Below are 13,811 nucleotides of genomic sequence, written 5' to 3' on the forward strand. Positions count from 1 at the left end.
CGGTTAATCGCCCGAGCGGACTCCGGCGTCAAGCGTTCCCCGCACGTTCCGCCGTTTCCGCCTGTCGCATCGGCGGGGATGACGGGGGCGTCGTCCCGCGCTACGGCACGCCCATGGATCGCGCAGATGTCCTCATCCTCGGCGGCGGGCTGGTCGGCTCGGCGCTGGCCGCCGCGCTCGATGCGCACGGCATTTCCTCGATCGTGGTCGATCCCGCCGATCCGGCGCAGATCCTCGCCGCCCGGCACGACGGGCGCGCCTCGGCGATCGCCAGCGCGCCGATGCGCATGTTCGAAGCGATCGGCGTGGCGACGCGCCTGGCGGGCAAGGGCTGCCCGATCGCGGGCATCCGCGTCTCGGACGGGCTCGATCCCGGCAAGCTCGATTTCGCGCCCGGCGAGGGCGAAGGGGCGCTCGGCCACATGTTCGAGAACCGGGTGCTGCGTACCGCGCTCTACGAAGCCGCGGTCGCCGCCCCGCTGGCGGATGTGCGGATGCAGACTCGCGCGCTCCGCGTGGAACGCGGCGAGTTCGGCGTATCCGCCCAGCTGAGCGACGGCACCATCGTCCATGCCCAGCTGCTGGTGGGCGCCGAGGGCCGCAACTCGCCGACGCGCGAGGCCGCCGGGCTCAACACGGCGCGCTGGAGCTACGACCATGCCGCGATGGTCGCCACGCTCGGCCATGCGCGCAGCCATGAGAACATCGCCTTCGAGATCTTCTATCCGACCGGCCCGTTCGCGATCCTGCCGCTGCTCGACGACGCGCATGGCCATCGCTCGGCCGTGGTGTGGACGGTCAATGCCCGCGATGCCGCCGGCATGATGAAAATTTCCGAGCGCGCCTATCTGGCCGAGGCGGAGAAGCGCATGGGCGGGTTCCTGGGCAAGCTCGGGCCGCTCACTGCGCGCTTCAGCCATCCGCTCGGCTTCCACCATGCCGCCTGGATCACCGCCGACCGGCTCGCGCTGGTCGGCGATGCGGCGCACGGCATCCATCCGATCGCCGGGCAGGGCGTGAACGTCGGCTTTCGCGACGTTGCCACGCTGGTCGAGGTGCTGGTGGACGGCAAGAGGCTGGGCCTCGACATGGGCGACCCACAGCTGCTCGCGCGCTATCAGCGCTGGCGCGGCCTCGACACCTTCATGGTCGCCGCCGCGACCGATGGGCTCACTCGCCTGTTCGGCATCCCCGGCAAGACCGCGAGCGCGGTCCGTCGCTTCGGCCTTTCGGCGGTCGACCGGTTGCCGCCGCTCAAGCACTGGTTCATGGCCGAGGCGCGGGGCGAGAGCGGCGACGTGCCGAAGCTGCTGCAGGGGATGACGGCTTAGCGGACCGTTTCGCCGCGCTCGACGGCGATCGCCGTTTCGGCGCCGATCTCGCGGGTCATGATGAAGCTGCCCGACCAGATGCCGGGAATCTCCCAACGGCCGTGGATCTCGGTGCCCTCGGCCTTGACCGTCCCGTCATACAGCACCGTGTCGAAATCCTCGTCGCCATTGTCGTAGAATTTGGCGAAGCGCACCGCCTCGCCGTCGCGGCTGCCGTCCACGGTGGCGGTGAGATGCTCATCGCCAAGATATTCATCGACTTCCTCGATCGTGCCAGAGATGCGGCCGCCGCTCTCGAACAGGACCGCGTCAAACGGCACCGGGGGACTATCGTCAGGATAGTTGTAGATGCCGATCCAGCGTCCGCTGAGCGGCGTTTCGGCACCGCTCATTGCAGCGTCCCCTCGTCGCCATCGTGGCGACCGAAGAACTGCATCAGCTGGACGATCAGCTCCGATCGCTCGGCCAGCGAATCGGCCTCGAGCAGCGCCTGTTTCGAAGCGACGTCGAACGGTGCGATCTGGGCGATGCCGTTGACCAGCGATTCGTCGTCCAGCCGGCTCACCGCCTCCCAGTCGACCGCATAGCCGAGCCCGTCGGCGAATCGCCGCGATTCGATCTCGAGGGCGGCGCGCTCCGCCATGGCGAGCACTTCGACATCGCCCGCCTGCTCCAGCGCAGCCTCGACCTGGCGGAACGGCGTCGTGACGTCGAGCTCGCGCACCACGGCGAAACGGGCCAGCCCCTCGAGCACGATGTCGAAGCGCCCGTCGTCGAGCGCCTCCACTTCGGCGATGCGGCCGACGCAGCCGATCTCGAACAGGGACGGCGAGTCGCCCGGGCCGCGCGGCTGGATCATTCCGATCCGCCGGTCGCGTGCCAGCGCATCGGAGACCATCGCCCGGTAGCGCGGCTCGAAGATGTGGAGCGGCAGATGCATGCGCGGGAAGAGCAGCGCGCCGCCCAGCGGGAATATCGAGAGGCGCGAGAGCGTCCCGCCGGGAATCATCCGAACAGGATCGCCGACAGCTTGCGGCGCTGCGCCGCGACCCAGGGATCCTCCAGCCCGGCCGCCTCGAACAGCTTGAGCAGCCGCTGGCGCGCCGCGCCTTCGTTCCATTCGCGATCGTCGCGGATCATGCCGAGCAGCGTCGCGGCCGCCGCCTCGCGGTCGCCCGTCGCCATCTGGCCGCCGGCGAGTTCGTAGCGCGCCTCCATGTCGCCGGTCGCCGCCTGCGCGGCGAGGCCGCTCAGGTCCTCGACCGGCCGGGCTTCCTTCGCCAGCGCGATCGCGGCGCGCGCCTGCTCGATCTCGGCGCCCCTGGCATCTTCGGGCAGCGCCGCGAGTACGGCCTCGGCCTCGTCGGTCCGGCCCAGTGCGAGCAGGGCGCGGGCGCGGGCGGCGGCGATCGCGCCATGCTCGGGCGCCATTTCGGCGATCTGCTCGAAGATCGCGAGCGCGCGTTCGGCATCGCCTTCGGCCAGCACCTGCTCGCCCATCGCGATCAACGGCTCCAGCTCGGCTTCCGCCTGTGCGTCGGCGCTCTGCACGGGAAGCTGGCGCAGGATCTGGTCGAGCATCGTGCGCAGCTGCGATTCGGTGCGTGCCGAGCTGAGGTCGGCGACCAGCTGGCCCTGGAACATCGCATAGACGGTCGGGATCGAGCGGACCTGGAACTGGTTGGCGATGAACTGATTCGCATCGACATCGACCTTGGCGAGGACGACGCCCTTGCCGGCATAATCGGCCGCGACCTTTTCGAGGACGGGTGCCAGCGCCTTGCAGGGGCCGCACCATTCCGCCCAGAAATCGATGATGACCAGGCTGGTCATCGAGGGCTCGACGACGTCGCGGCGGAACGCGTCGACGGCATCCTTTTCCGCGGGGGTGAGTCCAAGCGTGGCCAAGGCAGGTGCTCCTGAAAAGTGCTTTATGGTTTCGCGGCGATATGTGGGCTTTCGCGCGTCATGCGCCAAGCCTCTAAAAAAGTTGCGTGCATGGGGTTGCCGACCCCCAAAGCCGGTGCTAGTGGCCGCGCCTCACCCGCCCGGTGCGCTCAATCGCCCGGGCCAGAACGCCAGAGCGGGCGTAGCTCAGGGGTAGAGCACGACCTTGCCAAGGTCGGGGTCGAGGGTTCGAATCCCTTCGCCCGCTCCAGCGTTTCCTGCCGGATCTCCGGCATCTTCAGGAAACCCGGACCGCCTCGGTCATCGTCGATGAAGCAGGTTCGCGCTTGCCCACCGGCGTTCACTTCAGCGCGGGTACAGGTTTCGACCCTGACAAGCGCCGCCATGTTCGGTAGGTTCTTCCGGGTGATTCTGCCCGCGCTCGCATTTTCTTCGGTGTTCGCCGCCCCTGCGTCGGCGGGCGCTTCGTCGGACGTGCCGATCGCCAGCGTGTGGCGCAATCCCGACAACAGCGTCCATGTCCGCATCGATCAATGCGGCGGCGCGATCTGCGGGACGGTCACCTGGGCGAACCAGGAGGCGATCGCCGACGCGCGGAGCGGCGGCACCGAGCAGCTGGTCGGCACGCATCTGTTCCGCGATCTCAAGCCCACCGGCCCCGGCAAGTGGAGCGGCAAGGTCTTCGTGCCGGATCTTCGCCAGACCTTCTCGGGCACGCTCCAGTTCCAGGACGGCGACAAGATGGTCGGCAGGGGCTGCGTGCTGTTCGGGATCATCTGCAAGTCGCAGACCTGGTCGCGGGTGCGCTGACCGGGTTTGGCCGCAGCCTTCGGGCTGGCGGTGCGGCGCGGAGCGGCTAGGGTCGGGCGCATGAGCAACGCACCCATTCGAGTCGGCATCGGCGGCTGGACCTTCGAGCCCTGGCGCGGGACCTTCTATCCGGAAGGGCTCAGCCAGAAGAAGGAGCTGGAATATGCCTCGCGCCAGCTGACCGCGATCGAGATCAACGGCACCTATTATTCCAGCTTCAAGCCCGCGACGTTCGAGGGCTGGGCGAAGACGGTGCCCGACGGCTTCGTCTTCGCGGTGAAGGGCTCGCGCTTCTGCACCAATCGCAAGGTGCTGGCCGATGCCGGCGAGTCGGTGGCGAAGTTCGTCGGCCAGGGCGTGGTCGCGCTGGGGGATCGGCTGGGGCCGCTGATGTGGCAGTTCATGGCCACCAAGAAATTCGACGCCGCCGATTTCGGCGCCTTTCTCGATCTGCTGCCGCGCACGCACGAGGGCGTCACGCTGCGCCACGCCGTGCAGGTCCGCCACGAGAGCTTCGCGGTTCCCGAATTCGTCGCGCTGTGCCGCAAGGCCGGCGTCGCGATCGTCTATGCCGATTCGCCGCAATATCCCGCGATTGCCGACGTCACCGGCGACTTCGTCTATGCCCGGCTGGAGGCGGGAGAGGACGACAATCCCTTCTGCTATCCCGAAGCCGAGCTTCCGCGCTGGACCGCGGCGGCCAGGACCTGGGCTTCGGGCGGCCGGCCCGAAGGCCTGCCCTATGTCGAGGAACGGGACCCGCCCGCGGCACCGCGCGAAACCTTCCTGTTCTTCATCCATGGCGGCAAGGTGCGGGCGCCCGCCGCGGCGCGGGAACTGATCCGCCGACTCGGCTAGCGTGGCTGACCACGAATCCACCGGTCCGGCCGCAAGATCCTCCGAACTGGCCGTAATCTGAGAGGTTTCGTAATAACTTTGCAGTCTTGCAAAATGGCAGACACATATCAGTAAAGATGCGTGCCTTTCGGGATACAGACCTGAGGCAAAAGATCGGCCCGTTTCTTCGGCGCTTTACGCGTGAATCCGTCGCTCTCATCCCGGTGCGAACGCATGTTGTTCAGGCATGCGTCGGCTCACACCCTGCGCGACATTTGCGCGGGGCAGGTAGGAAAAGGGTATCATGTTCACGCGTAATTTCGCTCGCACGCTCCGTGCGGGGACCGCGCTCCCGGCGCTGTCCCTGGCTACCAGCCTTTTCGTCGTCCCCGCCTTCGCGCAGGACACCGCCCCCACCTCCACGCCTCCCACCACCGCCTCCACGCCCAGCCAGAGCCAGGCCGCACCGGCGGCCGACGACGCCGAGATCGTCGTCACCGGCTCGCTGTTCGCGACTCGAGTCACGACGTCGCCGGTGACCACCGTCACGGCCGAATCGCTTGATCAGCGCGGCATCAGCACCGTCCAGGACGGCCTGCAGCGCCTTGCCGCGAATAACGGTCCCACGCTCACCAACAGCTTCTCGGCCAATGGCGCGTTCGCCGGCGGCGCGTCGGGCATCTCGCTGCGCGGCCTGACGACCAACTCTACGCTGGTGCTGTTCGATGGCCTGCGTGCGGCCTATTATCCGCTCGCCGACGACGCGACTCGCAACTTCGTCGATCTCAACACCATTCCGGACGACATCGTCGACCGCGTCGAAGTGCTGAAGGACGGCGCTTCGTCGAGCTACGGCGCCGATGCGATCGCGGGCGTGGTGAACATCATCACCAAGCGCAGCTTCACCGGCCTCTCGGCCCGGGCCGAGGCCGGCGTCTCGCAGGACGGCATCGCGGCGACCCAGCGTTTCTCGGTCACCGCCGGCACCGGCGACCTCGATCGCGACGGGTTCAACGCCTATATCAGCGGCTTCTACTATCACGCCGATGCGGTCAGCACCCGCGACCTGCGCCGTCCGTTCAACTCGGACGACCAGACCGCGATCGGCGGGCCGAACAACCTGATCAACGGCGACAATTTCGGGACCACCGCCGCCGGCTCGAACCTCTATGTCGCGCCGGGCTCGGGCGGCCGCTACCAGCTGCTCGGGAGCGGTTGCGCCAATGGCACGCTGATCCAGACCACGGCGGCCCAGCAGACGGCCAGCGGCCTGGTGCCCACGTCGATGTGCCAGCAGGACATGACCAACCGCTACGGCGTGGTCGCGCCGGAGATCGATCGCTTCGGCTTCACCGCACATGTCGCCAAGACGTTCGGCGAATCGACCGAGGCTTATCTGGAGCTCAACTTCCAGCAGTCGCGCAGCCAATATTCGGGGCTGCCGTCGTCGATCTACGCCAATGCGCCGGCGGGCATCTATTATCCGCCCTATTCGACGCGCGGCAGTGGCCCGAGCTTCGCGCCGGGTTCGGGCGCGCTGACGCTTCCGGTCTATGTCTGCGCCGCGCGCGTGAACTGCACCGCGGCCAACGGCACGCTCAACCCGAACAACCCGTTCGCGGCTTCGGGCCAGACGGCGCTGCTGATCGGCGGCATGCCCAACATCACGCGCTATGACGAGAGCCGCAGCCGCGTGTATCGCGCCGCCGCGGGCATCAAGGGCAGCTTCGGCGACGACTGGAACTACAAGATCGATGCGACGGCGATGCACACGGATCTGCGCCGTACGTCCGACGGCTATATCTATATCCAGCACCTGCTCGACGTGATCGCCGACGGCACGTACAATTTCGTCAATCCCTCGGCCAACAGCGCTGCGATACAGAGCTATCTGGCACCGACGCTCAACACCGATGCGTCGTCGGATCTCTACCAGGTCCAGGCGAGCGTGAGCAAGGCGCTGTTCCAGCTTCCGGGCGGCCCGGTCCAGCTCGCGGTGGGCGGCTCGCTCTTCTACGAAGCGGTCGATTCGCCCTCGGCGAACAGCGACATCAACGGGCCGACCCAGCGTTACTTCACGATCAACGCGTTCGGCACCGAGGGGCACCGCACGGTCACCTCGGCGTTCGGCGAGCTGAGCGTGCCGGTGTTCGAGTTCCTCGAGCTCAACGCGTCGGGCCGCTACGACCATTATTCGACCGGCCAGAGCAATTTCTCGCCGAAGGTCGGCGCGAAGATCAAGCCCTTCGAGATGCTGACGCTGCGCGGCAACTGGTCGCGCGGTTTCCGCATCCCCAGCTTCGGCGAGGCGAACGCGCTGCCGACCACGGGGTACGTCACCAACTCGGCCGGCCTGTTCAACGATGCGTATCTGGCGCAATATGGCTGCTCGGTCGCGACCTTCAGCACCGCCTGCCCGCAATATCTGCGGACGGCGAGCTATGGCCAGACCACGCTCGCCTCGCCCGACCTGAAGCCGGAGAAGTCGCGCAGCATCACGCTGGGCGCCGTCTTCCAGCCGATCCGCAACGTCTCGCTGAGCGTCGACTATTTCAACATCAAGAAGACCGACGCGATCACGTCGCTTTCCTCGGGAGTGGCGCTCCAGGCCTATTATGCCGGCAATCCGATCCCGGCCGGCTACACGATCATCCCCGACGCGGCGGATCCAGCCCATCCGGGGGCGCTGCCGCGCGTGGCCTATGTCCAGTCGCACTATGTCAACGCCAACACCCAAAAGGCGGAAGGCATCGACTTCGCGGCGAACGGGCGCTTCCGCTTCGGCGACGTGACCTGGACGAGCAATCTCGACGCGACGCTCATGCTCGAGCTCAGCACCACGCTGCCCGACGGCACGCGCCAGACCTATGTCGACACGCTCGGCAACTTCAACCTGACGGCGGGCACCGGCACCTTCCGCTGGCGGGGCAGCTGGATGAACAGCTTCGCGATCGGCAACTACTCGCTCACCGGCACCGCCAACTACACGTCGGGCTACAACCTGTCGGCGATGGACCAGGGCAATGCGTATGAGGATTGCGGCCTGGCGCCGTCGCCCGCGTACACGGGCTGCCGGGTGAAGAGCTACTTCACGTTCGATCTGAACGCGACCGCCAAGATCGCGGACAAGTTCACCATCTATGCGAACGTGCTCAACCTGTTCGATCGCCTGCCGGGCGTCGATCCGGTCACCTATGGCGCGTATCTCTACAATCCGGTCCAGGCCGGCGACAACATCTATGGTCGCCGCTTCACCGTGGGCGCGAAGCTCAATTTCTGATCTTCGCCCAGAGCCGAGACGAAAGAGGGCGGTCCCGAAAGGGGCCGCCCTTCTTCCTTGCCGCGCTTGCCGGCGTCAGGGCCGCCTGGGGCTGGCTCGGTCGGCGGCCATGCGCTCGCCGTCGATCATGATCGGCGTGGCGATGCCGGGCAGGCCGTCGCGCGCGATCTTCATGCCCCGCGCCACCACCTGCGGATCGGCGAACACTTCGTCGACGCTGTTGATCGGCCCGGCCGGCACGCCTTCGGCCTCCAGCGCCTCGTAGAGATCGGCCTTGGCCCATTGCCGGATCGCCGCTTCCAGCAGCGGGATCAGCGCCGCGCGGTTGACCACCCGCTGCGGATTGGTCGCGAAGCGCGGATCGGCGCAATAGTCGAGCCCCAGCACCCCGCACAGCTTGCGGAACTGCGAATCATTGCCCACCGCGATGATCAGTTCGCCGTCCCGCGCCTGGAACGCCTGATAGGGCACCAGATTGGCGTGTCCGTTGCCCATCCGGTGGGGCACCTTGCCCGATGCCATCCAGCCCAGCGCCTGGTTGGCGAGCACGCCCACCTGGGTGTCGAGCAGCGCCATGTCGATATGCGCGCCCGCGCCGGTCACGTCGCGCCGGCGCAGCGCCGCCAGGATCGCCACCGCCGAATAGACGCCGGTGAAGATGTCGGCATAGGCGATGCCCGCCTTTTCCGGTGGGCCGTCGGGCTCGCCGGTCAGCGACATGAAGCCGCCCATGCCCTGGATGATGAAATCATAGCCCGCGCGCGGCGCATAGGGGCCGGTCTGGCCGAAGCCGGTGATCGAGCAGACGATCAGCCGCGGATGGCGCGCTCGCAGCGAAGCCGCGTCGAGCCCGTATTTCACCAGCCCGCCGACCTTGTAGTTCTCGATCACCACATCGGCGTCCGCCACCAGCGCATGCACCGCCGCCTGCCCCTCGGGCGTGGCGATGTCGATCGCCCGGCTCTCCTTGCCGCGGTTGCAGGCGTGGAAATAGGCGGCGTCGCGATTTTCGCCCTCGGCATCGTGGAGGAAGGGCGGCCCCCAATGCCGGGTGTCGTCGCCTTCGCCCGGCCGCTCGACCTTCACCACCTCGGCGCCCAGATCGGCGAGCAGCTGCCCGCACCAGGGCCCGGCGAGGATCCGCGCCAGCTCGACGACTCTGATTCCCGCCAGCGGCTTCATGGACGATGGATCTCGTAGATGAGGTGCGGCTTCATCTCGCCCGCCATCATCCGGTCGACCGTGCCTGGCCGCGCCACGCCGCCGATCTTCTCCATCGCCCTGCGGGAACGCATATTCCCCGCGCCCACGGTGAACACCGCGGTGCGCACGAACCGGTGGATGTGATCGAGCATCAGCCGCTTGATCTCGCGATTATAGACGCCGCCCCAATAGGCGCGGGCCAGATAGGTCCAGCCGATCTCGATCTCGTCGGCCGCTTCGTCCCAATTGTCGAAGCGCGACGCGCCGATCACCGTGCCGGTCGCCTTGTCGAGGATCGTCAGCGCCCCGCCGCTGGCGATGCCGGCGTCGAAATAGGCGCGGAACACCGGCTCCTGCCAGCGGTCATGCGCCGGATGCACTTCCCAGACGAGCGGATCGGAAGCGACGGCGTACAGCGCGTCCCAGTCCGCCGGGGTGCTGGGGCGCAGCACCACCAGCGCGCCTTCCAGCATGGGCTGCCGCTCGGGCGCCATCAGAACGCCGCGATCCCGGTGATCGCGCGGCCGAGGATCAGGCCATGGACGTCATGGGTGCCCTCATAGGTGTTGACGGTCTCGAGGTTGATCGCGTGGCGCATCACATGGAATTCGGCCGAGATGCCGTTGCCGCCATGCATGTCGCGGGCGATGCGGGCGATGTCGAGCGCCTTGCCGCAATTGTTGCGCTTGATGATGCTGATCGCTTCCGGAGCGAGCATGCCCTCGTCGAACATCCGGCCCGCGCGCAGCGCCGCCTGCAGCCCGAGCGCGATCTCGGTCTCCATGTTGGCGAGCTTGAGCTGCACCAGCTGGTTTGCCGCCAGCGGCTTGCCGAACTGGGCGCGGTCGAGCGTATATTGCCGGGCGGCGTGGAAACAGGCCTCGGCCGCGCCCATGCTGCCCCAGGCGATGCCGTAGCGCGCGCGGTTGAGGCAGCCGAACGGCCCCTTCAGTCCCTGCACCTCGGGCAGCAGCGCGTCCTCGCTCACTTCCACCCCGTCCATCACGATCTCGCCGGTGATGCTGGCGCGCAGCGAGAGCTTGCCCTCGATCTTGGGCGCCGACAGCCCCTTCATGCCCTTTTCCAGCACGAAGCCCTTGATGCCGCCGCCATGCGCCTCGCTCTTCGCCCAGACGACGAACACGTCGGCGATCGGCGAATTGGTGATCCACATCTTGGAGCCGGTCAGGCGATAGCCGCCGTCGATCTTCGCCGCGCGGGTGCGCATGCCGCCGGGATCGGAGCCGGCATCGGGCTCGGTCAGGCCGAAACAGCCCACCCATTCGCCGGTGGCGAGCCTGGGGAGATATTTCCGCTTCTGCGCCTCGGTGCCATAGGCGTTGATCGGGTGCATCACGAGCGAGCTCTGCACCGACATCGCCGAGCGATAGCCTGAATCGACGCGCTCCACTTCGCGCGCGACCAGCCCGTAGGAGACATAGCCCAGCCCGGCACCGCCATAGGCTTCGGGGATGGTCGCGCCCAGCAGGCCCAGCGCGCCCATCTCGGCCATGATCTCGCGGTCGAACCGCTCCTCCAGATAGGCGCTGGTGACGCGCGGCAGCAGCTCGCCCTGCGCATAGTCGCGGGCGGCATCGCGGACCATCCGCTCCTCGTCGGTCAGCTGCGCATCGAGCCCGAAGGGGTCCGACCAGTCGAACCGGCCCATCTCTGCCATTTCCTCGTCCTTCTCTCGTCGGCCCGGCAAAGAGAGAAGCCGGGCGTTGCTCCGCCGTCCCGCTTAACGGCTCCGGTTCCGGGCGCGCGTCGGGATGGCGGCATGGGGTATGCGGTGCGGCTATCCCGCCTGCCTGGCGGCCGGCGACGGCACGTCCATCGCGGCGCGCTCGATCTCGGCGAGCCCGGTGCGGGCGGCGACATAGCGCCGGGCGGCGCTGGTCCAGCTCTCGGCAACCGCGACGCCGGGCATATGGGCGACTTCGGCGAGCGCCGCCTCGACATCGCCGCGGTCGAGCGCGCGCCGGGCGCGGCGCAGCCGCTCGGCGGGCAGCGGGCTCGGCGTGTCGGCCTGGCGCAGCACCACCAGGTTGCCGAGCATCCGGCGCACCCGGTTCCACAGGCTGTCGCTCGGATCGTTGGCGAGGCGCGGCCCCAGCGTGTCGAGCGCCAGCCGCAGGTCCTCCAGCGTCACCGGCTGGGCGGCGGCGCGCAGGATCGCGGCGACCGCGTCGCCGTCATGCTCGCCGAAACGCTGCTTGAGCTGGCCCTCGAGCGGCCCCAGCGGCTGGCCGCGCTCGAGCGCGCGGCGCGTCGCGAGGACGATCATCATCCGCTCGGCCCGCGTCGCATAGGAAGCGGCGTTGCGGGCGCTGCCATCGGCGTCGCGCAGCCGCAGCTCGATCTGGTCGAGCTTGCCCGCCAGCTGCGTCTCGCGGGCGCTGAGCGTGGCAAGGTCGGTGCCCGGCGGCAGCGCCGGGATTGCCGGCTGGGCGCTGGCATTGGGAGACGGCAGGGGCGCCGGTGCGGGCGCGCGCGGCGAAAGGCCGCCGGCCAGTCCCACGGCACCGATGGTCACGCCTATTCCGCCGGCGAAGGCGATCGTGCCGATCAGGCTGGCGCTGCGCCACCAGGGCACGCGCGGCGCCGCGGGCGCGAAGGTCTCGTCGCTCATGGGCCCTTATTCGCCGTGTGGCCCTGCCCGGTCAATCGGCGAGCTGCAGGGCGAGTGCGATCAGCGTGTCCACCTGCACGTCCGCGGCGATCTCGACGCGGCGCCAGCCCGGGCCGGCCGCGGCGGCCGCGCGGGCGCTGATCGCGGCGATGCCGATGGTCGCGCGGTGCTCGGGCGCCACCAGTTCGGCGAGCCGGGCTCCGGCCCGGGCGGACTGGACGAGCGCGATCGCCCCGTGCAGCCGCGCCGCCTGTTCGGGCGCGATCGCCAGCGGCTCGCTGGCATAGACGGTGATCGCCCGGGCGATGATGCCGCCGGCTTCAAGCATCCGCGTGCGTCCGCCCAGCAGCAGCGCGCGCCGCACCCCGGCGGCTGCGGCCGCGGCCAAGAGGGCGGCCCCGTCCTCCCTGCCGGCAGAAGCGATGGCGAAGCCCGCGTGCCGCGCCGCCTCGGCGGTCGCGCTGCCCACCGCGTGCACGGGCAGGCCCCGTAGCGCGCCCAGCTGCGGCCCGCCATGGCGCAGGGCATTGGCGCTGGTCAGCAGCAGCGCGTCGAACGCCGCGGGATCGGGCGCGCGCCAGGGGACCGGCCCGGCGGCGAACAGGGGCAGGCGGATCGCCGTCCGCCCCGCCGCCTCGATCGCCGCGGCGGTCGCGCCGTTGCCGGGCTCGGGCCGGAGCACGGCGATCGGGCGGCTCACCCCTCGAACAATCGGCGCACCGCTGCCGGCGCCCGTGCCAGCAGGTCGCGGGCAAGCGCGGCGGGCAGGGCATGGTCGAGCGGTGCCCCCTCGATCGCGCCATGGACATGGGCGGCGCCGTCTTCCGAGAGCAGCTCGGCCTCGAGCGTCAGGATGCCGCCCGCGATCGTCGCCAGCGCGGCGACGGGCGAGTGGCAGCCGGCCTTGAGCGCCGCCAGCAGCGCGCGCTCGGCGGCGATGCAGGCATGCGTCTCCACATGGTCTATCGCCCGCAGCATCTCGCGGGCATGGGCATCGTCGGCGCGAATCTCGACGCCCACTGCTCCCTGGGCCGGCGCGGGGAGGAGGATGTTGGTGGGGATCGGCGTGCCGACGTCATGGCGCCGGAGCCGGTCGAGTCCGGCCGCGGCGAGCAAGGTCGCATCGGCCTCGCCCTGCGCCAGCCGGGCCAGCCGCGTGTCGACATTGCCGCGGAACAGCGTGACCGAAAGATCGGGCCGCAGCCGCCGGATCTGCGCGGCCCGGCGCGGCGAACTGGTGCCCAGCACGCCGCCCTGCGGGATCGCCGCGATCGACGGGGCACCGACCAGCCGGTCGCGCACATCGGCGCGGGGCAGCATCGCGGCGATGGCGATCATATCGGGGCGCAGCGTCTCGACGTCCTTCATCGAATGGACCGAAGCGTCGATCTCGCCGGCGAGCAGGGCCCGGTCGAGCTCCTTGGTCCACAGCGCCTTGCCGCCGATCTCGGCGAGCGGACGGTCCTGCACCTTGTCGCCGGTGGTGCGGATCACGACGATCTCGAAGTCGCTTGCGGGCCGCTTGTGCGCGGCGGCGAGCGCGTCGCGCACCATCTCCGCCTGTGTCAGCGCGAGCGGCGAACCCCGGGTACCCAGTTTGAAAACGGCCATGTCCGCCGCCTTACCGGCTTGGTCGCCGCTTGTCGAAGCGGACGCGGAGGCGCGGAGCACGCGGAGATGGGGCAACCGGCCGCGCCGCGGCTCCGTCTCCCCATTTCTTCTCCGCGCCTCCGCGTGAACCAAAAGCCGCCCGAACTTCGACAATCGCCGCCCGACACCCTAGATGCGCAGACAACGGAGTATGAAACGA

At 69.0% G+C, this 13,811-nt stretch carries 13 protein-coding genes and 1 tRNA gene; 5 read left to right on the forward strand and 9 right to left on the reverse strand.

Annotation, left to right across the window (positions count from 1 at the left end):
* Positions 1 to 113: 113 nt before the first annotated feature.
* A complete protein-coding gene (locus tag BGP17_RS13505) occupies positions 114 to 1,331 on the forward strand; it encodes an FAD-dependent monooxygenase (protein WP_167300037.1) in 1,218 nt (405 codons plus the stop codon).
* On the opposite strand, the gene BGP17_RS13510 is transcribed toward BGP17_RS13505, so the two are convergent.
* From BGP17_RS13510 to BGP17_RS13520, 3 genes are read right to left on the reverse strand one after another with little or no spacing between them, the layout of a single operon-like run.
* Entirely contained in the window at positions 1,328 to 1,723 is a 396-nt protein-coding gene (locus tag BGP17_RS13510; RefSeq protein WP_286712364.1) for a hypothetical protein, read from the reverse strand. The genes BGP17_RS13505 and BGP17_RS13510 overlap by 4 nt on opposite strands.
* Positions 1,720 to 2,340 carry an LON peptidase substrate-binding domain-containing protein gene (locus tag BGP17_RS13515; protein ID WP_286712365.1) on the reverse strand — a complete coding sequence of 207 codons (621 nt, stop codon included), beginning with the start codon at positions 2,338 to 2,340 and terminating at the stop codon, positions 1,720 to 1,722. Before BGP17_RS13515 ends, BGP17_RS13510 begins: the two co-directional genes overlap by 4 nt.
* Positions 2,337 to 3,239: a tetratricopeptide repeat protein gene (locus BGP17_RS13520; RefSeq protein WP_286712366.1), complete on the reverse strand. Its 903-nt coding sequence runs from the start codon at positions 3,237 to 3,239 to the stop codon at positions 2,337 to 2,339. The genes BGP17_RS13515 and BGP17_RS13520 overlap by 4 nt, the downstream gene beginning before the upstream one ends.
* A gap of 175 nt (positions 3,240 to 3,414) precedes the next feature.
* Here BGP17_RS13520 and BGP17_RS13525 point away from each other — a divergent pair.
* The 4 genes from BGP17_RS13525 (at position 3,415) to BGP17_RS13540 (ending at position 8,166) form a co-directional block, all read left to right on the forward strand.
* Positions 3,415 to 3,489 (forward strand) — tRNA-Gly (locus BGP17_RS13525).
* 134 nt (positions 3,490 to 3,623) lie between these two features.
* Complete coding sequence (locus BGP17_RS13530) at positions 3,624 to 4,049, forward strand: DUF2147 domain-containing protein (protein WP_167300033.1); 426 nt, start codon at positions 3,624 to 3,626, stop codon at positions 4,047 to 4,049.
* Between the two features lie 60 nt (positions 4,050 to 4,109).
* The gene (locus BGP17_RS13535) at positions 4,110 to 4,907 is read left to right on the forward strand and encodes a DUF72 domain-containing protein (protein ID WP_286712367.1); all 798 of its coding nucleotides are present in this window, start codon (positions 4,110 to 4,112) and stop codon (positions 4,905 to 4,907) included.
* Between the two features lie 283 nt (positions 4,908 to 5,190).
* Positions 5,191 to 8,166: a TonB-dependent receptor domain-containing protein gene (locus BGP17_RS13540; protein WP_286712368.1), complete on the forward strand. Its 2,976-nt coding sequence runs from the start codon at positions 5,191 to 5,193 to the stop codon at positions 8,164 to 8,166.
* 75 nt (positions 8,167 to 8,241) lie between these two features.
* On the opposite strand, the gene BGP17_RS13545 is transcribed toward BGP17_RS13540, so the two are convergent.
* The 6 genes from BGP17_RS13545 to hemC form a co-directional block, all read right to left on the reverse strand.
* Positions 8,242 to 9,348 carry a CaiB/BaiF CoA transferase family protein gene (locus BGP17_RS13545; RefSeq protein WP_167300030.1) on the reverse strand — a complete coding sequence of 369 codons (1,107 nt, stop codon included), beginning with the start codon at positions 9,346 to 9,348 and terminating at the stop codon, positions 8,242 to 8,244.
* Positions 9,345 to 9,863, reverse strand: a complete 519-nt coding sequence (locus tag BGP17_RS13550; RefSeq protein ID WP_286712369.1) for a GNAT family N-acetyltransferase — start codon at positions 9,861 to 9,863, stop codon at positions 9,345 to 9,347. The genes BGP17_RS13545 and BGP17_RS13550 overlap by 4 nt, the downstream gene beginning before the upstream one ends.
* Complete coding sequence (locus tag BGP17_RS13555) at positions 9,863 to 11,047, reverse strand: acyl-CoA dehydrogenase (RefSeq protein ID WP_286712370.1); 1,185 nt, start codon at positions 11,045 to 11,047, stop codon at positions 9,863 to 9,865. The genes BGP17_RS13550 and BGP17_RS13555 overlap by 1 nt, the downstream gene beginning before the upstream one ends.
* 120 nt (positions 11,048 to 11,167) lie before the next feature.
* Positions 11,168 to 12,001 (reverse strand): hypothetical protein, encoded by an 834-nt coding sequence (locus BGP17_RS13560; RefSeq protein WP_167300027.1) that lies wholly within the window; start codon positions 11,999 to 12,001, stop codon positions 11,168 to 11,170.
* A gap of 31 nt (positions 12,002 to 12,032) precedes the next feature.
* Positions 12,033 to 12,701, reverse strand: a complete 669-nt coding sequence (locus BGP17_RS13565; protein ID WP_286712371.1) for a uroporphyrinogen-III synthase — start codon at positions 12,699 to 12,701, stop codon at positions 12,033 to 12,035.
* On the reverse strand, positions 12,698 to 13,612 hold the full coding sequence (hemC, locus tag BGP17_RS13570) for a hydroxymethylbilane synthase (protein ID WP_286712372.1): 915 nt from the start codon (positions 13,610 to 13,612) through the stop codon (positions 12,698 to 12,700). Before hemC ends, BGP17_RS13565 begins: the two co-directional genes overlap by 4 nt.
* Positions 13,613 to 13,811: the final 199 nt, after the last annotated feature.

The sequence above is a fragment of the Sphingomonas sp. 67-41 genome, from assembly GCF_001899725.1.
GTDB lineage: Bacteria > Pseudomonadota > Alphaproteobacteria > Sphingomonadales > Sphingomonadaceae > Sphingomonas > Sphingomonas leidyi.

What these genes read in the sequence shown, in the direction of transcription:
- BGP17_RS13555 (WP_286712370.1), bottom strand. Translation starts at nt 11,047, where the DNA reads ATGGCAGAGATGGGCCGGTTCGACTGGTCGGACCCCTTCGGGCTCGAT.
- BGP17_RS13560 (WP_167300027.1), bottom strand. Translation starts at nt 12,001, where the DNA reads ATGAGCGACGAGACCTTCGCGCCCGCGGCGCCGCGCGTGCCCTGGTGG.
- BGP17_RS13510 (WP_286712364.1), bottom strand. Translation starts at nt 1,723, where the DNA reads ATGAGCGGTGCCGAAACGCCGCTCAGCGGACGCTGGATCGGCATCTAC.
- BGP17_RS13550 (WP_286712369.1), bottom strand. Translation starts at nt 9,863, where the DNA reads ATGGCGCCCGAGCGGCAGCCCATGCTGGAAGGCGCGCTGGTGGTGCTG.
- BGP17_RS13515 (WP_286712365.1), bottom strand. Translation starts at nt 2,340, where the DNA reads ATGATTCCCGGCGGGACGCTCTCGCGCCTCTCGATATTCCCGCTGGGC.
- BGP17_RS13540 (WP_286712368.1), top strand. Translation starts at nt 5,191, where the DNA reads ATGTTCACGCGTAATTTCGCTCGCACGCTCCGTGCGGGGACCGCGCTC.
- hemC (WP_286712372.1), bottom strand. Translation starts at nt 13,612, where the DNA reads ATGGCCGTTTTCAAACTGGGTACCCGGGGTTCGCCGCTCGCGCTGACA.
- BGP17_RS13545 (WP_167300030.1), bottom strand. Translation starts at nt 9,348, where the DNA reads ATGAAGCCGCTGGCGGGAATCAGAGTCGTCGAGCTGGCGCGGATCCTC.
- BGP17_RS13530 (WP_167300033.1), top strand. Translation starts at nt 3,624, where the DNA reads ATGTTCGGTAGGTTCTTCCGGGTGATTCTGCCCGCGCTCGCATTTTCT.
- BGP17_RS13535 (WP_286712367.1), top strand. Translation starts at nt 4,110, where the DNA reads ATGAGCAACGCACCCATTCGAGTCGGCATCGGCGGCTGGACCTTCGAG.
- BGP17_RS13505 (WP_167300037.1), top strand. Translation starts at nt 114, where the DNA reads ATGGATCGCGCAGATGTCCTCATCCTCGGCGGCGGGCTGGTCGGCTCG.